Genomic DNA, 21,780 nt, shown 5'->3' with positions numbered 1-21,780 from the left:
TCGGCTAGAACCGACAGACGTTCGTCCTCGATCCAGCCCTGCAGCAACCGCCGCCTGCCGTTCCCCCTGTCCAACGCATCACGGACGATCTCGATCGACTGCTGGAGGTGCTGCCGCTGCCGGTTCAGCGGGCCCTGGCGGGACCTGAACGGCGTGAGCAGCTGCTCGAGGTGGTTCTAGATCTCGGGCGGCCGCCGGAGGCGCGCTATCCCGGCAGGGCCACCCTGCTGGAGGAGCGGCCGATCGAACGGGCCGACCTCGCGGCGGTCGTGCAGCGACTCGGAGCCTTCGGCGGCGACAACCGCGCCGGCATCGAGCGCACCCTGCACCGGATCAGCGCCATCCGCAACCGCGGCGGTGAGGTGGTGGGCCTCACCTGCCGGGTGGGTCGCGCCGTCTACGGAACGGTGGCGATGGTGCGCGACCTTCTGGATTCAGGCCAGTCGCTGTTGCTGATGGGCCCACCCGGCATCGGCAAGACCACCGCCCTGCGCGAGATCGCCCGGGTGCTGGCCGACGACCTGGAGCGCCGCGTGGTTGTGATCGACACCAGCAACGAGATCGCCGGTGACGGCGACATCCCCCACCCCGCCATCGGCCGCGCCCGCCGCATGCAGGTGGCCCGCCCGGAGCTGCAGCACCAGGTGATGATCGAGGCGGTGGAGAACCACATGCCGGAGGTGATCGTGATCGATGAGATCGGCACCGAACGGGAGGCCCGGGCCGCCCGCACGATCGCCGAGCGGGGTGTGCAGCTGGTGGCCACCGCCCACGGCAACGAGCTGGCCAACCTGATCAAGAATCCCACCCTCTGCGATCTGGTCGGCGGCATCCAGTCGGTGACCCTCGGGGATGAGGAGGCACGGCGGCGCGGCTCCCAGAAAACCGTGCTGGAGCGCTGCGCCGAACCCACCTTTCCGCTGGCGGTGGAGATCCACAGCCGCAGCCGCTGGCTGGTGCACACCGAGGTGGCCCGCACCGTTGATGCCCGGCTGCGGGGTGAGCCCACCCGCCCCCAGGTCCGGGAGCTCGACGGGCAAGGCCGGGTGCGGCTTGAGACTCCGGTGGCTCCCCGGGCTCTGCAGTCCCTGCGGGAGCGGCACCGCGCGGCGTGGTCCGGGCGCCCTGCCCTCGCCCCTGCGCCCCTGCCGGATCCAGCTCTGCCACCCCCCCATCGCCCGCTGGAGGTTCCAGCCAGCCCCGACCGCCTGGCCCTCTACTGCTGTGGCGTCAGTGGCCCGTTGCTTGACCAGGCGGTGCGCAGCCGCCAGCTCCCCGTTGAGCGGGTGAACACCCTGGAGCAGGCTGACGCGGTGCTCAGCCTGCGCCGGCACCTGGGTAGGGATCCGGAGGTGCGCCGCCGGGCTCAGCAGCAGCAGGTGCCGATCCTGGTGATCAAGGCCGACACCCTTCCCCAGATCCTGCGGGGGGTGGAGCGGTTGTTGCGCCGCAGCCGGGAAACTTCGCCAGCCCTGGCCCTGCGCCTGGAGATTGACGAAGGTCGGCCCGCTGTGGGTAACTAGCAAAGCAACCGGTCCCGAGACGTTCGGCTCCACCGGTCATTGGGCCGTCGCCAAGTGGTAAGGCAGCGGGTTTTGGTCCCGCCATTCCTAGGTTCGAATCCTAGCGGCCCAGTTTTTCCGTCTTCGCTTCCGCTTCCTTGTCTTCCGGACCCCTGCTGGTCTTCGATTTCGACGGCGTTCTGGTCGATGGCATGGCGGAATACTGGTGGAGTTCCCGGCAGGCCGTTCACCGGCTGGATCCAGCTCTGGTGGTGTCGGAGCTGGCGCCTGAGGCGTTCGCCCGGCTGCGGCCCCGGATCCACCAGGGCTGGGAGATGGTCCTGGTGGCGGCCGAACTCGCTCGCCCCGGTGGCGAGGGGGCCGCACTGGAGGCCGATTACGCCGGAACCCTGGGCAGGGCGCTGGCGCGATCCGGTTGGCAGCCCCAGTCCTTGCAGGCCGTTCTGGAGGAGGTGCGCCGCGAGGCGATCGCCACCGACCGGCTTGGCTGGCTGGCCCTGCATCGGCCCTACCCGGGCGTGCCTGAGCGGTTGCGTTCCCTGGCTGCCGAAGGGGCCGACTGGGCCGTTCTTACCACCAAGGGAGCGGCCTTTGCCGCCGAACTGCTCGCCGCCGCGGCGCTCAAGCCCTTGCTCCTGTTCGGCCATGAGCAGGGCAGCAAGCCCACTGTGCTGCTCAAGTTGCGGGAGCTGCAGCGCCCGCTGTGGTTCATCGAGGACCGGCGCCCCACCCTGGAGACGGTTCGGGCCACGCCGGGGCTGGAGTCGGTGCGCTGCTTTCTGGCCGCGTGGGGGTATCTGGGGCCCGAGGATCGCCTCGGCCTGCCGGCGGGGATCGCCCTTTTGGAGCCCGATGGCTTCGGGGCCCCCTTGGCGATCTGGCCCTGAACCGCTAGCGTACGCCTGTACTAATCTGGTTTGATACGTCCGCCGCCTTTGGTGGCACCTGTTCCCTGAGGTCGCCGGAACTCCCCTGTCGGTTTCGTCTCTCCGCCCCCTGTCCCTTCACTGCCCCCGCCATGTCCGCCGATCCCAAGACCACCGACCTCAGGCTTGCCCATCCCCGCTCCGCCGCCGCCGGTCCCAGTGCCGCCGCCACCTCGGAGCGGGACAAGGCCTTGAATCTGGTGCTGGGCCAGATCGAGCGCAACTTCGGCAAGGGCTCGATCATGCGGCTGGGAGATGCCTCTCGCATGCGGGTCGAAACCGTGTCCACCGGAGCCCTCACCCTGGATCTGGCCCTCGGTGGCGGCTATCCCAAGGGCCGGGTGGTGGAGGTCTACGGGCCGGAGAGTTCCGGTAAAACCACCCTCACCCTGCATGCGATCGCCGAGGCCCAGCGCCGCGGCGGCGTGGCGGCCTTCGTCGACGCCGAGCATGCCCTGGATCCGGTCTATGCCGCCGCCCTCGGCGTCGACATCGAAAATCTGCTGGTGTCTCAGCCCGACACGGGCGAGATGGCCCTGGAGATCGTCGACCAGCTGGTGCGCTCCGCCGCCGTCGACATCGTCGTGGTCGACTCGGTGGCGGCGCTCACGCCCCGGGCCGAGATCGAGGGAGAAATGGGTGATCTGGCCGTCGGCAGCCAGGCCCGCCTGATGAGCCAGGCGATGCGCAAGATCACCGGCAACATCGGCAAGTCCGGCTGCACGGTAATCTTCCTGAACCAGTTGCGCCAGAAGATCGGGGTCACTTACGGCAATCCCGAAACCACCACGGGCGGTAACGCGCTGAAGTTCTATGCATCGGTGCGGCTCGACATCCGCCGCATCCAGACCCTCAAGCGCGGCACGGAGGAATATGGCATCCGGGCCAAGGTGAAGGTGGCCAAGAACAAGGTGGCCCCCCCGTTTCGCATCGCCGAGTTCGACATCCTGTTTGGCCGCGGCATCAGCACGCTCGGCTGCGTCCTTGATCTGGCGGAGGAAACCGGTGTTGTGGTGCGTAAAGGCGCCTGGTACAGCTACGAGGGCGACAACATCGGCCAGGGCCGCGACAACACGATCACCTGGTTGGAGCAGAACCCCGAGCAGAAGGACGCGATCGAGCGGGAAGTGCGCCGCCAGCTCACCGAGGGAGCCGATGTCACCGCCAATTCGATGAAACCGCTGGCCGCAGCGGCCGCAAAGCTGGCAGCCAGCTCAGTGGGCCCCGAAACCGAGGCAGTCATTGCCGTGGCTGAAGCGAGCTGATCTCAGGCCGCCCGGGGTTCAGGCGGCTGGGGCGAGCGGAACGGCAACGGCAGGGCCGACTCGATTCTGGAGAAAGAGGGTGACCCGCTGCAGTTCCTGAATCGCCTCGGCTCCCTCCAGCTTCACCAACTCCCGGCCGTCGCGGGACTCCACCCAGCTGATTCCAAAATCGGAAACCAGGAAGCGAACCATGTGACCATCACCGAGATCGGCCACGAAGGAAGCACCGTGACCCTCGCGGCCATCGCCGCAGACGTAACAGGTGGCGGCGAGACCTTTGGATTGCAGGCTGCTGGAGAGGGCCTGCAGGCTCATGACCAGGTCCTGAACCAGGCAGCGGTATTGCTCAGCGAGTCGTTGAAACATGGAGGAGCGGGAACCGAGTCGTCCGATCCTAATGTTTTCTTCCGATTCGTGAGGGTAAAAATACTCACACGCGGACGCCGGCGATCAGCGCCCGTCGGCCAGATCCCACCAGCCTAAAGCCGGCCCGATGAAGCGTACCATGACCCAGAACAACACCAGCGCCGCAATGCCAACCCAGGCGCCGCGGGTGGTGAGCTGAACGAACCGGTCGGCCTGGTTGCGGCTGAGGGGGAACCAGGGAACGAGGCGCGGGGAGGTGTCTTTGGCGGCTTCCTTCGCTTTGGTCTGGCGGGGGGGCAATCCCTGGGCGACGCGGCGTTTGGCTTCTCCCATCGCTTGGCTCGGCTGAATGGGCCTGAAGGTTAGGTCGGCAGGAGCCTGCTGAGCTCCACCCAGGGCTCGAGGCAGGCGAGCACCTGCTGGCCCCAGCTGCGGCAGCGCACGCGGCCATCGAGCAGGGCGAGGCGGCCCGAGCCCCGGCGCAGGCTCGCCGAAGCGCGTTGCAGTTGGCCCAGGGCTTCGGGCAGCAACAGATCCCGGAACCAATCCCGTCCCTGCTGGCGGAGTTCCGCCACCCGGGCGGCGGTCAGGGGGTCCTCCAGGCTGTTGATCGGCAGGGGCCCCACGATCAGCTGACAGGGCAGCGGCAGCCGGGTCTGATGGTCGAGCCACCAGGCCCAGCTGCAACAGATCACGCCGTTGCTGGCGGGAGCCGTGCACTGATGGCCCACCCGGCTGCCGAACTCGGCGGCAAGGCCACTGGCCAGGCTCAACCGCAGGGAAGCATCCTCCACAAGCACGATGGTCAGGCCCGCCTGGCCCAGCACCAGGCGGCGGCTGTGGTCGAGCAGGTGGAGGCCGTAGTGAGGACTGTTGGGCAGCGGTTGCCGCAACGGCACATAGACGGGGAGGGGATCGGCGAGGAGGGGCTCCGCGAAATCCACCACCACCTTCGGGGTGATCCCGGCCAGCTTCGCCCCCTTGCCCAGCAGGCCGACCACCACGGCACCCCGCTCCTCCAGCAGCCCCCCCATCACCTTCAGGGGTTCGAGCGGCTGGCGGTGCAGTTGCCAGTGCAGGTGGGGGCGATCCACCGTCGCCCAGCTGGTCCACTGGGGACCTCCGGAGGCCAGCCAGGCGGGCCAGGGTTCGGGCAGGGGGCCCAGCAGGTTGAGCAGTTGGCGCAGGGGGGCCTCCTCCTCCGGGCCCAGGGCCACCTGGGATGAGGGGCTGGGGGCGTGGGCCAGGATGCGGCGGCTGAGCCGTTCGTGCAGGCCGAGCAGGCTGGAATCGGCTGCCGGCAGGCCACGGCGTAGCTGCTCCCAGTGGCTGTTCTCCAGGCGCACTTCCAGGGCCTGCCGCAGCAAGGGTTCCAGCAGCTCGGCCTCCGGGATGACCAGCTGGCGGGATCCCAGGGCGCCGCTGCGCCAGGCCGCCACCAGGCCCTGGTGACTCAGGAGCCACAGCCGTGCCTGCTCAGGCGCGCGCTCCCCCTCCCAGCAGGCCAGGCCAAGGCCGGCCGCCCGCAGCCGGGGAAGCTCCACCTGCAGCAACCTGCGGCGCAGGGGTTCGCTCGCCACCAGAGCGACGGGAATCTCGGCCATCGCCAGGGGGACCAGCAGGCCCACCAGCCAGTCGGGAGCGCTGCCGGGGGCTAGGCGGATCAGGCTGTGGTCGCCGCGGCGCAGGCTGCGCCCCACCAGTCGGCAGAGGGTGAGGTGATGGGGCCAGCCGCCACCGCCTTCCTGCCGAAGCAGATGCTTGAGCTGGTGGTGGGCCCGGGCTTCCAACATCGGCGAATCGTAGGAAGCTGGGCCCAGCAGGCCGTACCGGTGATGACAAGCCAGTGGCAACAGCAACCGGTGGGGCTGGTGGGGCTGGGGTTGATCGGCGGCTCGCTCGGTCTTGATCTGGTGGCCCGGGGCCTGGAGGTGCGGGCCCTGGTGCACCGGCCGGCCACTGCGGAGCGGGCCCGGCAGCGGGGCCTGGCCTCGCGCATCAGCACCGATCCGGATGTGCTGGCGGGCTGTGGCCTGCTGGTGCTGGCTCTGCCGCTGGATCGGTTGCTGGAGCCACCAGCGGAGCTGATCGCGGCCTTGCCTGCCGGCGCGGTGATCACCGATGTGGGCTCGGTGAAGGCGCCGGTGCTGCGGGTGTGGCAGGGGCGGGTGCCCCGCTTCGTGGCCAGCCATCCGATGACGGGCACAGCGGAAGCCGGTGTGGAGGCCGGCCAGCGGGATCTGTTCCGCGGCCGCCCCTGGGTGGCCACTCCGGTGGCGGACACCGACCCCGCAGCCCTGGCGGTGGTGCGGGAGCTGGCCACGGCACTGGGGGCCGATTGGCTGGAGTGCGCCGCCGCTGACCATGACCAGGCGGTGGCGCTGATCTCGCATCTGCCGGTGCTTGTGAGCGCCGCCCTGCTTCAGGCGGCAGACCGGGGCGCCGCCGCCGCAGCAGGCGCCGTTCCCGCGCTGGCGCGGGCCCTGGCCTCCAGCGGCTTCGCCGACACCACCCGGGTGGGGGCCGGCAACCCGGAACTGGGCACCCTGATGGCCCGCTGCAACCGGGAGGCGGTGCTGCAGGGTATGGCCCACTACCGCAGCGCACTGGAGGATCTGGAGCAGTTGGTGGAGCAGCAACGTTGGCGAGAGATGGAGGCGGAGCTGGACCGGTGCCGCCAGTTGCGGCCGCCTTTTGTCTGAGGCGTCTGTTCAGGGCCCTTTCGTCCCGCTGGGCTTCCGCTCTGCTCAGGCCACCCCCAGCCCCATCCCCCGCCCCGCCAGCAGTTGTCGGCTCACCATCAACGCCGAAAGGCTTACCCCGGCAGTCCCTTCGCCGGGGTAAATGGAATCGCCGCACAGCCAGAAACCCGGCAGCGGCGTGCGGCTGGCCAGGCCAAACGGCCCGAAGCGGGAGGGGCTCTGGCCCAGGCCGCCCACGAAACCGAACGGTCTCGCGGTCCAGTGGGCGAAGCCCCGTGGTGTGGCGAGTTCGGCGTGGTGGTAGTGCAGCGGCTCCAGTCCGAGCAGATTGTGGAGCCCCGACTGGATCCCCGTCAGTGCCGCCTGCTTGGCCGCCTGATAGGCGGGCGCGTCGCCCTCGAACCAGGGCCGCGCAGGGGTGAACACACTGGCGATCACGGTGGCCTCCCCCGCCGGCGCCCGGCCATCCCCCTCCCGGCTCACCGACACGAACAGGGAGCCCGGATCGCCCCAGTCGAGCTGGAGGTGGGCGGGGCAACCCTTTGGCAGGGCATCGCGGGCCACCGCCGCGTAGAGCACCAGGGCACCACTGGGATCCTCGAAGCCCTCCAGCCGGCGGCGGTACCCGGCCGGCAGGGCATCCCCCAGCAACGCCGGCAGCGCCTGGGGCGGCAGGGTGCACACCAGCTCTGCGCAGTCCAGGCGGAAGGGTTGGCCGCCGGGGCCCTTGCCCCCCAGCTCCCAGCCGCCTCCGGGCGTGGGCCGCAGCCGCTCCACCCGGTGGCGCAGCCGCAGGGTGCCGCCCGCCAACTTGAGCCCCTGCTCCAGGGCGGTGCTCAGGGTTTGCATCGAGCCTTCCAGGTGCCACAGCCCCAGGGGCTCCTGGGCCATTGCCAGCACGCTGGCGCCGTAGAGGGCGGCGGTGCGCTTGGCCGGTTCCTGGGAATAGAGCCGCAACTGCAGATCGAGGAAGCGGCGCAGCCGCGGGTCGGTGCCGCAGCCGCTCAGCCCCAGCAGATCGGCAATGCTGGCTTTCACCAGCATCCCGCTGGCCAGGTTGGCGGGGCGCAACGCCTGGATCAGCTGGCCTAGGTCCCAGAGGTTGCGGGGCGGCAGCACCGGATCACGGCCGGCAAAGCCCCAGTTGGCCTGGTGAATCGCCCCGCACAGGCTCCAGAACCGCTCCGAGCCCGGGAACTGCCGCTGCCGCTCCGCTTGCCATTGGCTTGGGTCGCGCCAGAGGGGGATCGGCGCACTGCCGTCGGCCAGGTCCACCACGCAGCCGGGATCGAGCGGCGTGGCGGCCGGTGGCTCCACGCCCAGCTGGCGGAGGAGGCGGTCGTGGATGCCGCCCGGCTCCAGGCCCGCCACCTGGGTGGCGCCCACATCAAAGGTGTAGGGGCCGCGCCGGAAGGTGCCGGCGCAGCCGCCGCTCTGGTGGTGGGCCTCCAGCAGCTCCACCTTCAGCCCGGCGCGGGCCAACAGGGCGGCGGCCGTGAGCCCGGCGATGCCGGCGCCGATCACTGCCCCATCGCAATGGGCCTCAAGGGGTAATCGGCTTGGGGCCAGGCGACCTCAGCGGCAAGGAGCCGGCATGCTGGCAGCCAGGCGGGGTCTTCGATGGCTGAACCACTGGCCCCTTGGGTCCAACGGGAGCTGGCCACCTCCTTGAGCAACTGCCGCGCCGTGGCGGGCGGCTGCATTCACAGCGCCTGGGCCCTGGAGCTGGACGATGGCCGGCGCCTGTTCGCCAAGACCAACAGCGCCGCCGCCCTGCCGGTGCTGGCCGCCGAAGCCGAAGGCCTCCGGGCGCTGGCGCCGCTGGCGGATGGCGAGCTGGTGGTTCCGGCGCCGCTGTTCTGTGGCCTGGAGCAGGGGCGGGCCCTGCTGGTGATGGAGTGGCTGGAGCTCGCCCCGGGCGGCCCACAGGATCGTTGGCGGCGCCTGGGGGCGGCCCTTGCCCGGCTGCATCGCCGCAGCCTTGACCAAGGTCAGGCCCAGTTCGGCTGGAACCACGACAACTTCATCGGGGCTGGCGTTCAGGTCAACGGATGGGACTCGGAGTGGGGACGCTTTTTCGCCGAGCGCCGCCTCGGGCCCCAACTCCAGCGGCTGCAGGAGCGAAACAGCAACCTCGCGGCCCGGCTGGCGGCGCCGATCGGCCAGCTCCTGATGCGGGTACCTGGCTGGCTCGATCGCCATGGGGCCAGGCCCAGCCTGGTGCACGGCGATCTGTGGAGCGGCAATGCCTCCTTGCTGGCGGGGGATCGGGCGGCCCTGTTCGATCCCGCAGTGCACTGGGGCGATCGGGAGGTGGATCTGGCGATGGCGCGGCTGTTCGGTGGCTTCCCGGAACCCTTCTTCCTCGGCTACGGGGACGAATGGCCGCTGCCGGCAGGGCACGAGGAGCGGGCGACTTTGTACAACCTGTATCACCTCCTGAACCATGCCAACCTGTTTGGAGGCGGCTATGGTGACCAAGTGGAACGCTGCGCTCGAGAGCTTCTGGCTGTGGTGCCCGCAGCAGCGGCTTGAACGCCGGGGCACTCAGACATCAGCAGACTCAGCCCAGGTACTCCTCGCGCAGGCCCTGGAGCTTGCTGACCACGGCGGAGCGCTTCTCGCTGGTGGTGAGGTTGTGCCAGCTCCACTGGCCCACCACCACCAGTCCCAGCAACTCCAGCAGCCCGGGGATCACCGGCAGCAGGTTGATCGTGTCAAGCACCCCCTTGATCAGGATCTGGGCCACGATCACAGCCAGGACCACACCGGCCCCCTTGCCGATCCGGCTGGCCTGGCTCCAGTCCACCTGATCCAGGCTCTGGTTGATCTTGCCGAGAATTTCGCTGTAGCGCTCGGTGAAGTTCACACCGGAATCGGTGGCCGCTGGCTCTGGAGATGCTCCGGTCATGGTCGGCTCTGCTGGCACGGTCTGATCCTGCTGCTCGGTGCTGGCGTCGCTCATCAACGGAGAGGCAAAGGATCAGGGATTCAACCCCATAACGTATCGGCATGGGACAACCCTGGCCAGAGCTGCTGCGCATTGGTCGGGATCAGCTGACCCTGCTCGAGGCCATTCTGGTCGCGGAGACCCCCCGTGAAAGCTGCGCCCTCCTGCTGGGACCCTGGTCCGGTCCCCAGCCTTGCCGGGAGGTCGGTCTGCGGATCGAGGCGATCTGGCCCTGCCTGAACGTGTGGGATCCCCCGGCCGAGCGCCCCCGGCGCTTCGCCGTTGATCCCCGCGAGCAGCTGCTGGCCCAGAAGTGGGGGCGTCTGCATGGCTGGCAGCTGATCGGCACGGCCCATTCCCATCCGGGCGGCGTGGCGGTGCCGTCGGAGCTGGACCGGAGCCTGGCCTTCCCGCCCACCTTGATGCTGATCGCCGGGGCCACAGCCGAGCTGGGGCCTGCCTCGGTGGCAACGCCCATCCGGGCCTGGTGGCTTGCCCCTGCGGGAGTTCCGGAGCCTGCGCTGGCGCTCATGCGGCCGCTGGCCATGCGGATCGGGGATTTGGGACACTAGGGCGATGGCCGCGCCAGGCGGCTGCCCATGGCCAAGGCCTTCTGCCCATGCTTCCTCCCGACACCAGCGCCGTCCAGCTCAGCCCCGATGAGGTGGTGCGCTTCTCCCGCCACCTGATCCTGCCGGAGATCGGCATGGAGGGTCAGAAGCGGCTCAAGGCGGCCTCGGTGCTGTGCGTCGGCACCGGCGGACTCGGTTCGCCCCTGCTGCTCTATCTGGCCGCCGCCGGCGTGGGTCGGCTCGGCATCGTCGATTTCGACGTGGTGGACCACAGCAATCTGCAGCGCCAGGTGATCCACGGCACCAGCTGGGTGGGCAAGCCCAAGATCGAATCGGCGAAACACCGCATCCACGAGATCAACCCCCATTGCCAGGTGGATCTCTACGAAACGGCGCTCACCGCGGAGAACGCGATGGCGATCATCGAGCCCTACGACCTCGTCTGCGACGGCACCGACAACTTCCCCACCCGATACCTGGTCAACGACGCCTGCGTGCTGCTGGGCAAGCCGAACGTGTATGGCTCGATCTTCCGCTTCGAGGGCCAGGCCACGGTGTTCAACCTCGACGCCGAGAGCCCCAACTACCGCGACCTGTTCCCTGAGCCGCCGCCGCCGGGCATGGTGCCTTCCTGCGCCGAGGGCGGCGTGGTGGGGGTGCTGCCCGGCATCATCGGCATGATTCAGGCCACTGAGACCGTCAAGATCATCACCGGCATCGGCACCAGCCTGAGCGGCCGGTTGCTGCTCTTCGATGCCCTCAAGATGGCCTTCCGGGAGCTGAAGCTGCGCCCCAGCCTGGAGCGGCCGGTGATCGACAGACTGATCGATTATCAGGAGTTCTGCGGTGTCGGCGGCTCGGCGCCGGGAACGGAGGAGGCTGGAGCGATGGAGAGCATCTCGGTCACGGATCTCCAGGCGATGCTGGATCGCCAACCGGCCGACCTGCTGCTGCTCGACGTGCGCAACCCGCCCGAGGCCGACATTGCCGTGATTCCCGGCGCAGTGCTGATCCCCCTCGATCGGATCGAGAGCGGCGAGGCGGTGGAGGAGGTGCGGCGTCTGGCCGCCGGCAAGCACCTCTACGTTCACTGCAAGATGGGCGGGCGCTCCGCCAAGGCCCTGCTCGCCCTTCAGCGCCATGGCATCGAGGGCGTCAATGTGGACGGCGGCATCAACGCCTGGAGCCGGGAGGTGGATCCCGCCGTGCCGCTCTATTGAGCCCGTTCAGTCGCAGTGAGCTGGATCAGTAGTCGACGCCGCGCTTGAGGTCGACCCCCCGCTCGGCGTAGTGCTTGTGGCAGACCATTTCGGAGTGCACGCTGGCCAGATCGAAGTAGGCGGGGGGGTTCTTGCAGCGGCCCGTGATGATCACCTCCGTTTCGGCGGGCTTGCGCAGCAGGGTCTGCACGATCGGCTCCACCGGCAGCAGCTCCAGGTCCACGGTGGGATTGAGTTCATCGAGGATCACCGTCTTGTAGAGCCCGCTGGCGATGGCGGCGCGGGCGATCTCCCAGGCGCGCTCCGCTTCCACGTAATCGATCGGCAGTTGCTGGCCCCGCCAGACGATCGCGTCGCGCCCGGAGCGCAGGTGATCGACCAGATGGGGGAAGCTTTCGCGCAGGGCGGCGATCGCCGCGTCTTCGGTGTAGCCGCTGCCGCCCTTGAGCCACTGCAGAATCAGCACGCGGTGGCTCTTGTCCTGGCTGATGCCCCGGCCGATCGCCTGCAGCGCCTTGCCCAGGGCGCTGGTGGATTTGCCCTTGCCATCACCGGTGTAGATCTCGATGCCGGCCAGACCTGCGGCCCCGGCCTGGGGGTGGTGGTGGGCCCGCATCTCCGAGTGGAGATCGGCCAGCTGCACCAGGGGCTGCGGGGCGCCGCGGCCGGTCACGATCACCTCCATGCCCTCCGGTTTGGCGGCCAGGGTTCGCACCACGTCCGCGGTGTCGAGCAGGCCAAGATCCAGCACGGGATTGAGCTCGTCGAGAACCACTACGGAGTAGAGGGCGCTGGCGATGGCCCCCTTTGCGATGTCCCAGCCCCGCTGCGCTTCCTGACGGTCGAAACGACTGGCTTCCTCGGCGGTGAAGTAGTCACCGCGGCCAGTGCGCACCTGATCGATCAGGTGGGGGAAGCCCTGCTGCAGGGCTTCGATCGCCGCGTCCTCGTCGTAAGAGCGGCCGGGCCCCTTCAGGAAACGCAGCAACAACACCCGGGTGCGCTTGCGTTCACAGATGCCCAGCCCGATCGTTCGCAGCACCACCCCCAGGGCCGCCTGGCTCTTGCCCTTTCCTTCGCCGTCGTAGACGTGCAGCTGGCCGTGGATGCGCTCACTGCTGCCGGCGGCGGTGCGGATGCCGATGCCGCGGCCGGTTCCGCTTGAAGTCGCTGTCATCGCCAGCCTTCTACGGTTGGATCCTAACGAGCCGAGCCTGGGGCCATGCCGTCTTCGGGTCAACATCCCCTGGTGGAAGCCCTGCCGGAGCGTCTCCAGGGCCAGTTGCGCAGCCTGCGGCAGCACATCGCCAGGCCAGGCTCGGTCCTCGTGGCGTATTCCGGTGGGGTCGACAGTGCCCTGGTGGCGGCGATCGCCGCCGAGCAGCTCGGGGAGTCGGCCCTGGCGATAACCGGTGTTTCCCCGGCCCTCGCGCCCCATCTGCTCCAGGAGGCCCGGCTTCAGGCCGCCTGGATGGGGATTCGTCACCGGGAGATCGCCACAGCTGAACTGGACGATCCCGCCTATGCGGCCAACCCCATCCAGCGTTGCTACGCCTGCAAGCGGGAGCTGCATGGCCTGCTCGCCGTGGTGGCCGCCGAGGCGGGCGGCGCCCGGGTGCTCGATGGGGTGAACGTGGATGATCTGGGTGATCACCGCCCCGGCATCCAGGCGGCGATCGAGCGCGGTGTGGCGTCCCCCCTGGCGGAGCTGGGCATCGACAAAGCCGCCGTCCGCCAGATCTCCCGGGCCCTGGGGTTCCCTTGGTGGGACAAGCCGGCCCAGCCCTGCCTGGCCTCGCGGTTTCCCTACGGGGAGCCGATCAGCGCCGGGCGGCTGGCCCGGGTGGCCGCCGCTGAAGCCTGGTTGCGCCAGCGGGGAATCCGCGAGCTGCGGGTGCGCAGCCAGGGGGAGACAGCCCGGATCGAGGTTCCCGCCGAGGACTTGGACAGGGTGCTCTGGTCCCTGCCCCGCCAGGAGCTGGTGGCGGCGTTCCGCCAGCTCGGCTTCACCGCCGTGAGCCTCGATCTCGAAGGGTTGGTGAGTGGCAAGCTCAATCGCCAGGCCACACAAAAAAGCCCGACGGAGGAATCGTCGGGCCGGGGCTGGGGAGCCGGATAGGAGGCTTCCTCCTAACGGGGTGGGTGGCTCAGGCCGCCAGCACGATCGGCAGGCGGATCTCGCTGGTGGTGGCCAGCGGCGTTTCGCGCCGGAAGCTCTTGAGCTTGTGGTGGCCTGCCGTGAGTTCCTCGCTCAGCACCTGACAGGCCCGCTCCGGCATGGTGTGGTCGCCGCAGGTGAACACGTCGACGGCGGCGTAGCCCGATTCGGGCCAGGTGTGGATCGAGATGTGGGATTCAGCCAGAAGGGCCAGCCCTGTCACCCCCTGCGGTTTGAACCGATGGGTGATGAGATTCAGGAGAGTGGCGCCAGCACGCTTTGCTGCGTTGGTGATGGCGCTCCTGAGAAAAGCTTCGTCGTCGAGCTTGGCGGAGTCACAGTCGTAGAGCTCGAGGATGCAGTGTTTTCCCACCATTTCGGTGGCACTGGGGGTGTGGGGCTTGGAAGCGGCGGGGCTGAGGGCTCCACTCCATCCCGGGTTGGGGTGGAGGCAGGGCAGGGTCTGGGTCATCGAAGTTGATCGAACAGCAACCCATCCTAGGCATCCCTTGCGGGGATGGGGATCAACGCTCCCTCCACCACCCTCACCCGCTGGGATCGCGCCGCCCAGCCGGCACTGAACGCTTCGACATGGGTGGCGCTGATCAGGCATTGATGGCCCTCCCCAATAGCCTCGAGCAGAAGCTGTTGGCGCTGGGCATCGAGTTCCGCGAGCACATCATCAAGCAGGAGCAGGGGCGGCTGGCCCCAGAGCTGCCGCACCAGCTCCAGTTCGGCGAGCTTGAGGGCCAGCACCAGGGTGCGCTGCTGGCCGGCCGAGCCGTAGCGCCGCGCCGGTTGCCCGCCCAGCAGGAAGCCGATCTCGTCGCGATGGGGGCCCACCAGGCAATGGCCCAGGCGCAGCTCCTCATCCCGCTGCTGCCGCAGTTGTTCGGCCAGGGCTTCTCGCCAGGGTGCCTCCTCCTCGGCGCCCTCTAGACGGCTGCCGGCCTGGTAGGCCAGCTCCAGAGCCTCCCGACCGCCGCTGAGGCGCTGCTGCCAGCCGGTGGCCAAGGGCGCCAGCCGCCCCAGGGCCCTCTGGCGTCGCCGGTGCAGCCGGGTGCCCACCAGGGCCATCTGCTGGTCGAAGGCATCCAGCAGGCCAGGTTGGTGGCCCCCGCCGCCGCCGCGTTTGAGCAGGTGGGTGCGCTGGCGCAGCAGGCGTCCATAGCGGCGCAGCAGCTCGCTGTAGACCGGCTCAAGCTGCAGCACCACCCGGTCCAGCCACTGGCGCCGCAGGGCCGGTTCGCCGCGCACCAGGTCCAGGTCCAGGGCGCTGAAGCCCACCACTCGCAACGGTCCGATCAGATCGTGCTGGCGCTCAAGCGCCTTGCCGTTGCGGCGGGCCAGTCGGCCGCCGCGCCGCCGCAGCTCCAGCTCCAGCCGGTCCTCGTCGGGGCGGCTTGCCCCGGGGCCGGGCTGGGACCCCTCACCGCAGTGGGCGACGATTCTGGCCACCGGTTGGCCGTGCAGGATCAGGTCCTGGTCGCTGGCGGTGCGGTGGGAGCGGAGGCTGCCCAGCAGTTCGACCGCTTCGAGCAGGTTCGACTTGCCTGCGCCGTTGGCGCCGATCACCAGCAGTCGCGGAGCCTCCAGGTCGAGCGCCAGATGCGCATAGTTGCGGAAGTGATGCAGCTCCAGGCGGTTCAGCCGCATGGGTCCGGGGCGGCGTGCGGTTAAGGTACCCCCATCAGGACAGGCGATGGCCGGGGCCTGTGCGGCCCTGGGCCGCGACACGGGCATGTAGCTCAGCTGGATAGAGCATCAGATTCCGGTTCTGAGGGTCGGGGGTTCGAATCCCTCCATGCTCGCTTCACTCCACCCTCGACACCGGAGCTCCGAGGGCGAGACCCATGGCACGGATCCCCCCCGGGTCCACCAGGAAGCCATGGCGCTGCAACGCCTGCAAGGCCTCGGGCGCCGCGGCTACGGAGATGCTGCAGCCGCTCAGCTCCTTTTTGAGCCGTGCCAGGGCGGTGTGCACCAGCACGGACAGCACGATCTGCTGGCCGTGCTCCGCCGGGGAGGCGGCCAGATCCCAGAGATTGGCGTTGAGAGCCTGGTCGCTGGTGGCCCGCACAAAACCAACCAGATGGCCGGAGGGATCCCGCACGCTCAGGTGCCAGGCACTCCGTTTGAGCCCCTGGAGGAGTCGCGTCTCGCTCCGCCGGTTCTCGCCACAGGACACCAGGAGCTCGTTGAGCTCTGAGGGTTCAGGGCGATCGTCGGTGAGCAGGGCATAACCCTCGGGCAGCCGAGGGGCGGTGGGTTGGCTGCGAAAGGGAATCAATCGCGTCTCAGCCCGTGTTGCGCATGCCGGCGGCGATTCCGTTGATGGTGAGCAGGGCGCCCCGCAGCAGCTCGCTTCGGCTGTAGGTGCGCCCGTCGGGCCGCTCACCGCTCGCTTCGCTCATGGGTGGTTGACGGTTCTGATCGCGCAGCCGGCGCAGCAGGGCCACCTGGAGAAACCCGAGGGGAATGATCGTGCGGTTGCGCAGGTCCACCGAGAGCTGCAGGGCCGGATCGCCATCGAGAAGCCTCTGGTGGCCGGAGATCTGCAGGACGAAGTCGCGGGTCAGGGTGAACTCGGAGGCGATCACCTCGAAGATCTGCTCGAACGCCACCCGGTTCTCCGGCCGTCCAAGGGCCTGCACGTAGTGGTGGGCCAGGTCCAGGTCCACCTTCGAGAGGGTCATCTCCACCTTGGAAATCAGCATGCGGAAGAACGGCCAGCGCTGGTAGAGCAGCCTGAGCAGCTCCAGCTGGCCGGGATCCTGCTCCAGCTCCTCCTGCAGCGCCGCCCCGACGCCAAACCAGCTGGGCAGCAGAAAGCGGCTCTGGGTCCAGCCGAACACCCAGGGAATAGCCCGCAGGCTGGAGAGATCCTTGGCGCCGCTCTTGCGCCGGGCGGGGCGGCTGGAGATCTGCAGCTTGCTGATCTCCTCGATCGGGGTGACCTGCTGGAAGAAGGCCACCAGGTCGGGGTTTTCGTGGACCAGCTTGCGGTAATGGCGGCGTGAGCTGGCCCCCAGGCGCGCCATCAAGGCATTCCAGCTGGGGGTGTCGTCGAGCCTGCTGCTCACCAGGCTGTTCTGGAGCACGGCGGTGGTCATCGTTTCGAGGTTGTAGAGCGCCAGCTCGGGCAGGGAATACTTCGAGGCCAGCACCTCACCCTGCTCGGTTATCTTGATGCGCCCGTTCATCGTGCCGCTGGGTTGGGCAAGGATCGCCTGGTAGGCGGGCCCGCCACCGCGTCCCACCGAGCCCCCGCGCCCGTGGAAGATCCTCAGGGCCACGTCGTGCTGGCTGGCCAGGTGCTGCAGGGAGATCTGGGCCTTGTGGATTTCCCAGTTGCTGGAAAGGAAGCCGGAATCCTTGTTGCTGTCGGAGTAGCCCAGCATCACCTCCTGCAGGGGCTTTTCGGCTTCGCCACTGCTGGCCAGCAACCGGAGGTAGAAGGGTTCGGCGAACAGCCGCTCCATCACGGCCGGGGCGCGCTGCAGGTCTTCGACGGTTTCAAACAGTGGCACCACCAGCAACTGGGTGCTCACGGCCCTGGGATCGACCAGGCCAACCTCCTTGGCCAGCAGCATCACCTCCAGCAGATCCGACACCGTGTGGGACATCGAGATCACGTAGCTGTTGCAGATTCGGGTGCCGAACTCCCGCTGCAGCCGCTCCAGCATGCGGAACACCCCGAAGGTCTCGGCCGTGGGCGCGCTCCAGGCCGCCGCCGGCGGCAGGAGGGGACGGCGGGTCTGCAGCTCGTCGAGCAGCCAGACGATCCGCTGCTCCTCCTCCATCTCTCCATAGGGAACGGGGAGTTGCAGATACCGGCTGAGTTCATCCAGGGCGTCACTGTGCCGGGTGCTCTCCTGGCGGATGTCGAGGGTGGCGAGGCTGAAGCCGAAGATGTGCACCTGAGAGAGCAGCTTGCGCAGCGGCTCACAGCTCAGGCCGGTGTTCTCGAGGCTGTCGCGGAGCAGCTCCAGATCGGTTCGCAGCTCATCCACGGAGCCGTAATGGAGTTCCTCGGCCGGGGATGACACCAGCCCAGTGCCGATCGACAGGCCGACCGGGTTGCTGGGTCCGTCGCAGGGCGACTCCCAGCCGGCGTCGGCCAGCTGCTGGTTGCGCTGGTGGGTCAGCTGCAACCGCTCCAGGGTGTAGCTGAGCTTGAGCCGGTAGGGTTCAAGGCGATAGCGTGCGGCGCGCTCTTCGTAGATGTCCGGGAAGCGCAGCCGATCGACCTCCAGGGATTCGAGCAGCGGAGCGCTCACCTGGCTCCATTGCATCGAGATGCTGAGTTGATCGCGCAGATCCTGCACCGCGCTGATGTAGCGCTCGATCATCATCTGACGCTGATAGCAGGCGGTGCGCCAGGTGATGTCCGGGGTGACGGAAGGGTTGCCATCCCGGTCGGCACCAACCCAGGAGCCGAAGGTGCAGAACGCATCGGGGGGAGGCTCCACATCCGGATAGCTGCCGGTCAGGGCGCTGTGGATGCGCAGGCGCAGCAGGGGCAGGGCATCGAAGAGCACCTGCTGGAAGTAGTGGAGGGCGTAATCCACCTCATCGAGCACCGACGGCTTGAACTGGTGCAGTTCATCGGTGCGCCACCAGAGGCGAATCTCCTCCTCGAGCTGGAGCCTCAGGTTGCGCTCGTCATGCAGTTCGGCCGGGCTGTCCTGCTGCAGCTTCTGGATCAGGGAGGCGACCCGTCTCTGTTTGTGTCGCACCGTGTGCCGCACGATTTCGGTGGGATGGGCCGTGAAAACGAGGCGGATGTCGAGTTCCCGCAGCAGCGTTTCCAGCTGGGCCGGGGGCACGTTCAGCCCCCGCAGGCGGGTGAACAGCTCCTTGAAGGTGGCTGGATCGGTCTGGCTGGCCAGGGGGGGGGCGAAGGGGTCCGGGCTCGGGGGCGGCAAGCCGTCCTTGAGGCTGGCCAGATAGCTGTCCTCCTCGATGTGTTGCTCGAGGATGTTGACCAGCTGGAAGTAAAGGGAAAAAGCCCGGGCCGCGGCAATCGCCTCAGCCAGGTCCATCTCCCGAATCAGCTGAACGATCGGGGTGATGCTGTCAATCCCATCGGGGGCCTCGCTCGGCTCGCTGAGCTCCTTCAGCCGCAGCAACCGCTTGGCCTGCTCGGGGGGGCACTCACTGCGCAGAACCGTTTTCCAGAGATCCTCCACCAACTCAAGCCGCTCCCCCAGCAGCCGGGTCACCCGCGGGGCCGGCTGCGTTGGATCCAGTGCCGATGGATCGTCCAAGGCGGCTGATTGGGCGGTCAGAGACTGCCTCATGGGAGCCGGCTCAGCGAAGGGAGGCACCATGATCATCCCAAAGGGTTCAGGGCCGCTGTGTTGCGTGGTGCCGCTTGACCTTCGCCCTCCGCCATTTCCCCGATCGCGTTGGTGAGGATCGCGGCAATGCTGGCCCCCTGACGGTGCATGGCCAGCCAGCGCATCGCCTCATTGCCGCGCTCCAGCACCACGGTCAGGGGGACGAGCCAGGGATCGAGGCCCAGCTGCTGGGCCAGGGGCCGTATCGCCACCAACTCCCGCTCGATCCAGGCCCGGGCCCCAAGGCGCTCGCCGCTGCGCCAGTCGAGCAGATCGGCCTCCAGGCTGCCGCGGGCGGCTGCCTGGTCATTGCTGTCGGCGAGCTCAGCCAGTTCGGCGGGGCTGAGCCGGCTGGCAAGCAGGGGATCGTGGGAGGAGGGATCCCGGCTCAGTTGCAGCAGGCGCAACTCGGCAAAGGCGGTGACGGCCAGCAGAACCCGGGGATCGCTGATCAGATCGCAGATGCGGATCTCCAGCCGATTCAGGTCGTGGGGCCGATTCTCGCCGTTGGGGCGCACGGAGGTCCAGAGATGGCGCACGTTCTGCATCGTGCCGGCCTGCAGTTGCGCTTCCATCCAGTGGGTGTAGTGCGGGTGATCGAGGAAGAGCGGCACCTTGGCCGGGGTGAGCGGGAACTGGAGCCAGCGCTGGGAATGGGCGCCGGTGGGGGTGCCATCGAGGAAGGGGGAACTGGCGCTGAGCGCCAGAAGCAGGGCCGCTTCGCAGCGCATCAGCCGGCAGGCGGCGAAGAGGGGCCCCATGGCGGTGATCCCCAGGTTGATGTGGACGCTGGCGGTGACCACCCGGGTGCCGTAGGTGGCTTCGATGAAGCCGTGGTAGGCGTTGGCGGGATCGGATCGCTCGAAGCGATGGCTGTCACCCAGGCTGAGGGTGCTGCCGGGCAGCAGGGTGAGTTGCCGGTCCTGCAGCCACTGCCGCAACCGCCGCCGCGGCTCCTGCAGCATGGTCAGCTGATCGGTGTAGTTGGCATCCGGGTGGGTGATGTATTCGAGGTTGCGGTGATCCGGTTCGGTCACGAAGCCCGGCAGGGTTGCGGCCACCTCCTCGGCGACGCCGACCACCGTGCCGTCGCCCCGGCCGGTGAACAGTTCCACCTCGAAGCCCTTCAGGAGCAAGGGGCCGCTCACGGCGTTCCATCCTCCAGGCAGGCCAGGGCCTTGAGCAGGCCCCGGGCCTTGTTGAGGGTCTCCGCGTACTCGGAGCTGGGGATGGAATCGGCCACCAGCCCGGCGCCCGCCTGCACCTGCACCCGCCAGCCCCCCTCCGGGTCCGGCAGCACCACCATGGTGCGAATCGTGATGGCGGTGTTGAGGGCGCCCCCCAGGTCGACGGCGCCGTAGACCCCGGAGTAAGGGCCGCGCGCATCGGGCTCAAGCTCGTGGATCAGCTGCATGGCTCTGATCTTGGGCGCTCCGCTCACTGTGCCTGCCGGAAAGGAGGCCTGCAGCAGGTTCCAGATGTCCTGGCCTGGGGCGAGCAGTCCTTCGACCTGGCTGACGATGTGCATGACGTGGGAGTAGCGCTCGATCACCATCAGCTCCGTGACGGCGACACTGCCGGGCTGGCAGACCCGTCCGAGGTCGTTGCGACCCAGATCCACCAGCATCACATGCTCCGCCCGCTCCTTGGGGTCGGCGAGCAACTCCTCCTCCAGGCGTTGATCCTCCGTTTCACTGGCCCCCCGGTGCCGGGTCCCGGCAATCGGTCGCAGCGAGGCGCGGATCCCCCGCTCGACCGGCTCGGCCTTCACCATCACCTCGGGGCTCGAGCCGATCAGGTACCAGCCCCCGAAATTGAAGAACGCCATGTAAGGAGAGGGGTTCACCATCCGCAGGCTGCGGTAGATCTCGAAGGGATCCCTCCCCATCTTGGTTTCGAGCCGCTGGCTGATCACCAGCTGGAACACGTCGCCGGCGGCGATGTGCTCCCTGGCCGAGGCAACGGCCGCCTCGTAATTGGCCTGGCTGCGGTTGCTCCTGGTGATCAGCTGCTGAAGGGGTTCCGCCGTCCATTGCAGCGGTTTCACCCCGCTCGGCAGGGGCCCCTGCATGCGCTGCTCCAGCTCGCCGATGCGGGCTTCGGCCCTGGCGTAGGCGTCCTGCGGGTTGGTGCCGTCGCTGAGATCGGCATAGGCCACGGCGGTGAGCTGGCGTTTCACCTGGTCGAACACCAGCAGGCTGTCCGCCAGCATCCAGCAGCCTTCCGGCGGTCCACCGGAATCATTGGGGTGGACGGGCACGGTGGGCTCGATCCAGCGGATCAGTTCATAGCCCCAGAAACCGAACAGCTGCCCCACCGGCGGCAGCCCCGGCACCGGTGCCGAACGAAGGCCCTCCAGGCACTGGGGCAGCAGCTGGAACGGGTTGCCGCGATGCTCCGCCCGCCGCCCATCCCGCCAGCACTGCAGGGCCCGCTCCCCCCGAACCGTGAGGGTCCAGAGCGGGTCGGCCACCACAAAGCTCCAGCGCCCCAGCCGCTCGCCCCCCTCGACGGATTCCAGCAGCACACCATGGCGACTGCTGGCCCCCACCTTCAGCCAGGTGGTGAGAGGCGTTTCCAGGTCGGCGGGCCAGCGCTTCCAGACCGGGATGAAGGTGCTGCCGGCAGCCACAAGCTCAGCGAAGCCGGCGTGATCGGGAGAGGGCATCACGGCTGCATCCAGGCAAAAAAAACGGGGCACCTGGCCCCGCCTTTCTAAAGGTTGAGGGTTCCCGCTCCAGGACGGGATTTGGAGC

General features: G+C 68.6%; 20 protein-coding genes and 2 tRNA genes. 10 read left to right on the top strand and 12 right to left on the bottom strand.

Annotation, left to right across the window (positions count from 1 at the left end; genetic code table 11):
• Positions 1–107 precede the first annotated feature (107 nt).
• The 4 genes from KBY66_RS10380 (at position 108) to recA (ending at position 3,714) form a co-directional block, all read left to right on the top strand.
• Positions 108–1,523 carry an AAA family ATPase gene (locus KBY66_RS10380; RefSeq protein ID WP_255089339.1) on the top strand — a complete coding sequence of 472 codons (1,416 nt, stop codon included), beginning with the start codon at positions 108–110 and terminating at the stop codon, positions 1,521–1,523.
• Positions 1,524–1,563: 40 nt separating this feature from the next.
• Positions 1,564–1,635: transfer RNA gene (locus KBY66_RS10375), tRNA-Gln, on the top strand.
• A gap of 25 nt (positions 1,636–1,660) precedes the next feature.
• Positions 1,661–2,410 (top strand): HAD family hydrolase, encoded by a 750-nt coding sequence (locus KBY66_RS10370; protein WP_255089338.1) that lies wholly within the window; start codon positions 1,661–1,663, stop codon positions 2,408–2,410.
• A 131-nt stretch (positions 2,411–2,541) separates the two neighbouring features.
• Positions 2,542–3,714 carry a recombinase RecA gene (gene recA / locus KBY66_RS10365; RefSeq protein WP_255089336.1) on the top strand — a complete coding sequence of 391 codons (1,173 nt, stop codon included), beginning with the start codon at positions 2,542–2,544 and terminating at the stop codon, positions 3,712–3,714.
• A gap of 18 nt (positions 3,715–3,732) precedes the next feature.
• Here the strand turns inward: recA and KBY66_RS10360 are convergent, their stop codons facing one another.
• The 3 genes from KBY66_RS10360 to KBY66_RS10350 form a co-directional block, all read right to left on the bottom strand.
• Entirely contained in the window at positions 3,733–4,080 is a 348-nt protein-coding gene (locus KBY66_RS10360; protein ID WP_255089335.1) for a DUF1815 family protein, read from the bottom strand.
• Between the two features lie 84 nt (positions 4,081–4,164).
• Positions 4,165–4,413, bottom strand: a complete 249-nt coding sequence (locus KBY66_RS10355) for a DUF2839 domain-containing protein (protein ID WP_255089334.1) — start codon at positions 4,411–4,413, stop codon at positions 4,165–4,167.
• Between the two features lie 29 nt (positions 4,414–4,442).
• Positions 4,443–5,873 carry a helicase gene (locus tag KBY66_RS10350; RefSeq protein WP_255089333.1) on the bottom strand — a complete coding sequence of 477 codons (1,431 nt, stop codon included), beginning with the start codon at positions 5,871–5,873 and terminating at the stop codon, positions 4,443–4,445.
• A 42-nt stretch (positions 5,874–5,915) separates the two neighbouring features.
• Between KBY66_RS10350 and KBY66_RS10345 the strand changes: the two genes are divergently transcribed.
• A complete protein-coding gene (locus KBY66_RS10345; protein ID WP_255089332.1) occupies positions 5,916–6,782 on the top strand; it encodes a prephenate/arogenate dehydrogenase in 867 nt (288 codons plus the stop codon).
• Positions 6,783–6,827: 45 nt separating this feature from the next.
• Here KBY66_RS10345 and crtD read toward each other — a convergent pair whose 3' ends face one another.
• On the bottom strand, positions 6,828–8,306 hold the full coding sequence (crtD, locus tag KBY66_RS10340; protein WP_315855502.1) for a C-3',4' desaturase CrtD: 1,479 nt from the start codon (positions 8,304–8,306) through the stop codon (positions 6,828–6,830).
• 96 nt (positions 8,307–8,402) lie between these two features.
• On the opposite strand from crtD, the gene KBY66_RS10335 reads away from it, so the two are divergent.
• Positions 8,403–9,317: a fructosamine kinase family protein gene (locus KBY66_RS10335; protein ID WP_255089331.1), complete on the top strand. Its 915-nt coding sequence runs from the start codon at positions 8,403–8,405 to the stop codon at positions 9,315–9,317.
• A 28-nt stretch (positions 9,318–9,345) separates the two neighbouring features.
• On the opposite strand, the gene KBY66_RS10330 is transcribed toward KBY66_RS10335, so the two are convergent.
• On the bottom strand, positions 9,346–9,693 hold the full coding sequence (locus KBY66_RS10330) for a CAAD domain-containing protein (protein WP_399225260.1): 348 nt from the start codon (positions 9,691–9,693) through the stop codon (positions 9,346–9,348).
• A 101-nt stretch (positions 9,694–9,794) separates the two neighbouring features.
• Between KBY66_RS10330 and KBY66_RS10325 the strand changes: the two genes are divergently transcribed.
• Both KBY66_RS10325 and moeB read left to right on the top strand, forming a co-directional pair.
• Positions 9,795–10,304: a M67 family metallopeptidase gene (locus KBY66_RS10325; protein ID WP_255089329.1), complete on the top strand. Its 510-nt coding sequence runs from the start codon at positions 9,795–9,797 to the stop codon at positions 10,302–10,304.
• Positions 10,305–10,351: 47 nt separating this feature from the next.
• Positions 10,352–11,524: a molybdopterin-synthase adenylyltransferase MoeB gene (gene moeB, locus KBY66_RS10320; protein WP_255089327.1), complete on the top strand. Its 1,173-nt coding sequence runs from the start codon at positions 10,352–10,354 to the stop codon at positions 11,522–11,524.
• 25 nt (positions 11,525–11,549) lie between these two features.
• Here the strand turns inward: moeB and KBY66_RS10315 are convergent, their stop codons facing one another.
• Positions 11,550–12,701: a cob(I)yrinic acid a,c-diamide adenosyltransferase gene (locus KBY66_RS10315; RefSeq protein ID WP_255089325.1), complete on the bottom strand. Its 1,152-nt coding sequence runs from the start codon at positions 12,699–12,701 to the stop codon at positions 11,550–11,552.
• 45 nt (positions 12,702–12,746) lie between these two features.
• On the opposite strand from KBY66_RS10315, the gene larE reads away from it, so the two are divergent.
• Complete coding sequence (gene larE, locus KBY66_RS10310) at positions 12,747–13,643, top strand: ATP-dependent sacrificial sulfur transferase LarE (RefSeq protein ID WP_255089323.1); 897 nt, start codon at positions 12,747–12,749, stop codon at positions 13,641–13,643.
• Between the two features lie 28 nt (positions 13,644–13,671).
• Here larE and speD read toward each other — a convergent pair whose 3' ends face one another.
• Positions 13,672–14,154, bottom strand: a complete 483-nt coding sequence (gene speD, locus KBY66_RS10305) for an adenosylmethionine decarboxylase (protein ID WP_255089322.1) — start codon at positions 14,152–14,154, stop codon at positions 13,672–13,674.
• A gap of 26 nt (positions 14,155–14,180) precedes the next feature.
• Entirely contained in the window at positions 14,181–15,338 is a 1,158-nt protein-coding gene (recF, locus tag KBY66_RS10300) for a DNA replication/repair protein RecF (protein WP_255089321.1), read from the bottom strand.
• 81 nt (positions 15,339–15,419) lie between these two features.
• On the opposite strand from recF, the gene KBY66_RS10295 reads away from it, so the two are divergent.
• A tRNA-Arg gene (locus KBY66_RS10295) sits at positions 15,420–15,493 on the top strand.
• A gap of 2 nt (positions 15,494–15,495) precedes the next feature.
• Here the strand turns inward: KBY66_RS10295 and KBY66_RS10290 are convergent.
• The 4 genes from KBY66_RS10290 to KBY66_RS10275 are packed head-to-tail and all read right to left on the bottom strand — an operon-like array spanning position 15,496 to position 21,692.
• Positions 15,496–15,972, bottom strand: a complete 477-nt coding sequence (locus KBY66_RS10290; RefSeq protein WP_255089320.1) for an N-acetyltransferase — start codon at positions 15,970–15,972, stop codon at positions 15,496–15,498.
• Between the two features lie 7 nt (positions 15,973–15,979).
• Positions 15,980–19,021 (bottom strand): phosphoenolpyruvate carboxylase, encoded by a 3,042-nt coding sequence (ppc, locus tag KBY66_RS10285; RefSeq protein WP_255089318.1) that lies wholly within the window; start codon positions 19,019–19,021, stop codon positions 15,980–15,982.
• Positions 19,018–20,172 (bottom strand): glutamate--cysteine ligase, encoded by a 1,155-nt coding sequence (gene gshA, locus KBY66_RS10280; RefSeq protein ID WP_255089316.1) that lies wholly within the window; start codon positions 20,170–20,172, stop codon positions 19,018–19,020. Before gshA ends, ppc begins: the two co-directional genes overlap by 4 nt.
• Positions 20,169–21,692: an anthranilate synthase component I family protein gene (locus KBY66_RS10275; protein WP_255089314.1), complete on the bottom strand. Its 1,524-nt coding sequence runs from the start codon at positions 21,690–21,692 to the stop codon at positions 20,169–20,171. The genes gshA and KBY66_RS10275 overlap by 4 nt, the downstream gene beginning before the upstream one ends.
• Positions 21,693–21,780: the final 88 nt, after the last annotated feature.

Origin of the sequence: Synechococcus sp. Tobar12-5m-g (genome assembly GCF_024345415.1) — a bacterium.
Lineage (GTDB): Bacteria > Cyanobacteriota > Cyanobacteriia > PCC-6307 > Cyanobiaceae > Regnicoccus.
This window is presented reverse-complemented; position numbering and strand designations above follow the sequence as displayed.

Bases quoted from the DNA above. Each gene is read 5' to 3' on its own strand.
- KBY66_RS10355 (WP_255089334.1), bottom strand. From the start codon at position 4,413: ATGGGAGAAGCCAAACGCCGCGTCGCCCAGGGATTGCCCCCCCGCCAG.
- KBY66_RS10360 (WP_255089335.1), bottom strand. From the start codon at position 4,080: ATGTTTCAACGACTCGCTGAGCAATACCGCTGCCTGGTTCAGGACCTG.
- recF (WP_255089321.1), bottom strand. From the start codon at position 15,338: ATGCGGCTGAACCGCCTGGAGCTGCATCACTTCCGCAACTATGCGCAT.
- KBY66_RS10350 (WP_255089333.1), bottom strand. From the start codon at position 5,873: ATGTTGGAAGCCCGGGCCCACCACCAGCTCAAGCATCTGCTTCGGCAG.
- KBY66_RS10275 (WP_255089314.1), bottom strand. From the start codon at position 21,692: ATGCCCTCTCCCGATCACGCCGGCTTCGCTGAGCTTGTGGCTGCCGGC.
- KBY66_RS10315 (WP_255089325.1), bottom strand. From the start codon at position 12,701: ATGACAGCGACTTCAAGCGGAACCGGCCGCGGCATCGGCATCCGCACC.
- KBY66_RS10325 (WP_255089329.1), top strand. From the start codon at position 9,795: ATGGGACAACCCTGGCCAGAGCTGCTGCGCATTGGTCGGGATCAGCTG.
- KBY66_RS10335 (WP_255089331.1), top strand. From the start codon at position 8,403: ATGGCTGAACCACTGGCCCCTTGGGTCCAACGGGAGCTGGCCACCTCC.
- moeB (WP_255089327.1), top strand. From the start codon at position 10,352: ATGCTTCCTCCCGACACCAGCGCCGTCCAGCTCAGCCCCGATGAGGTG.
- KBY66_RS10345 (WP_255089332.1), top strand. From the start codon at position 5,916: ATGACAAGCCAGTGGCAACAGCAACCGGTGGGGCTGGTGGGGCTGGGG.
- recA (WP_255089336.1), top strand. From the start codon at position 2,542: ATGTCCGCCGATCCCAAGACCACCGACCTCAGGCTTGCCCATCCCCGC.
- ppc (WP_255089318.1), bottom strand. From the start codon at position 19,021: ATGATCATGGTGCCTCCCTTCGCTGAGCCGGCTCCCATGAGGCAGTCT.
- larE (WP_255089323.1), top strand. From the start codon at position 12,747: ATGCCGTCTTCGGGTCAACATCCCCTGGTGGAAGCCCTGCCGGAGCGT.
- speD (WP_255089322.1), bottom strand. From the start codon at position 14,154: ATGACCCAGACCCTGCCCTGCCTCCACCCCAACCCGGGATGGAGTGGA.
- KBY66_RS10330 (WP_399225260.1), bottom strand. From the start codon at position 9,693: ATGACCGGAGCATCTCCAGAGCCAGCGGCCACCGATTCCGGTGTGAAC.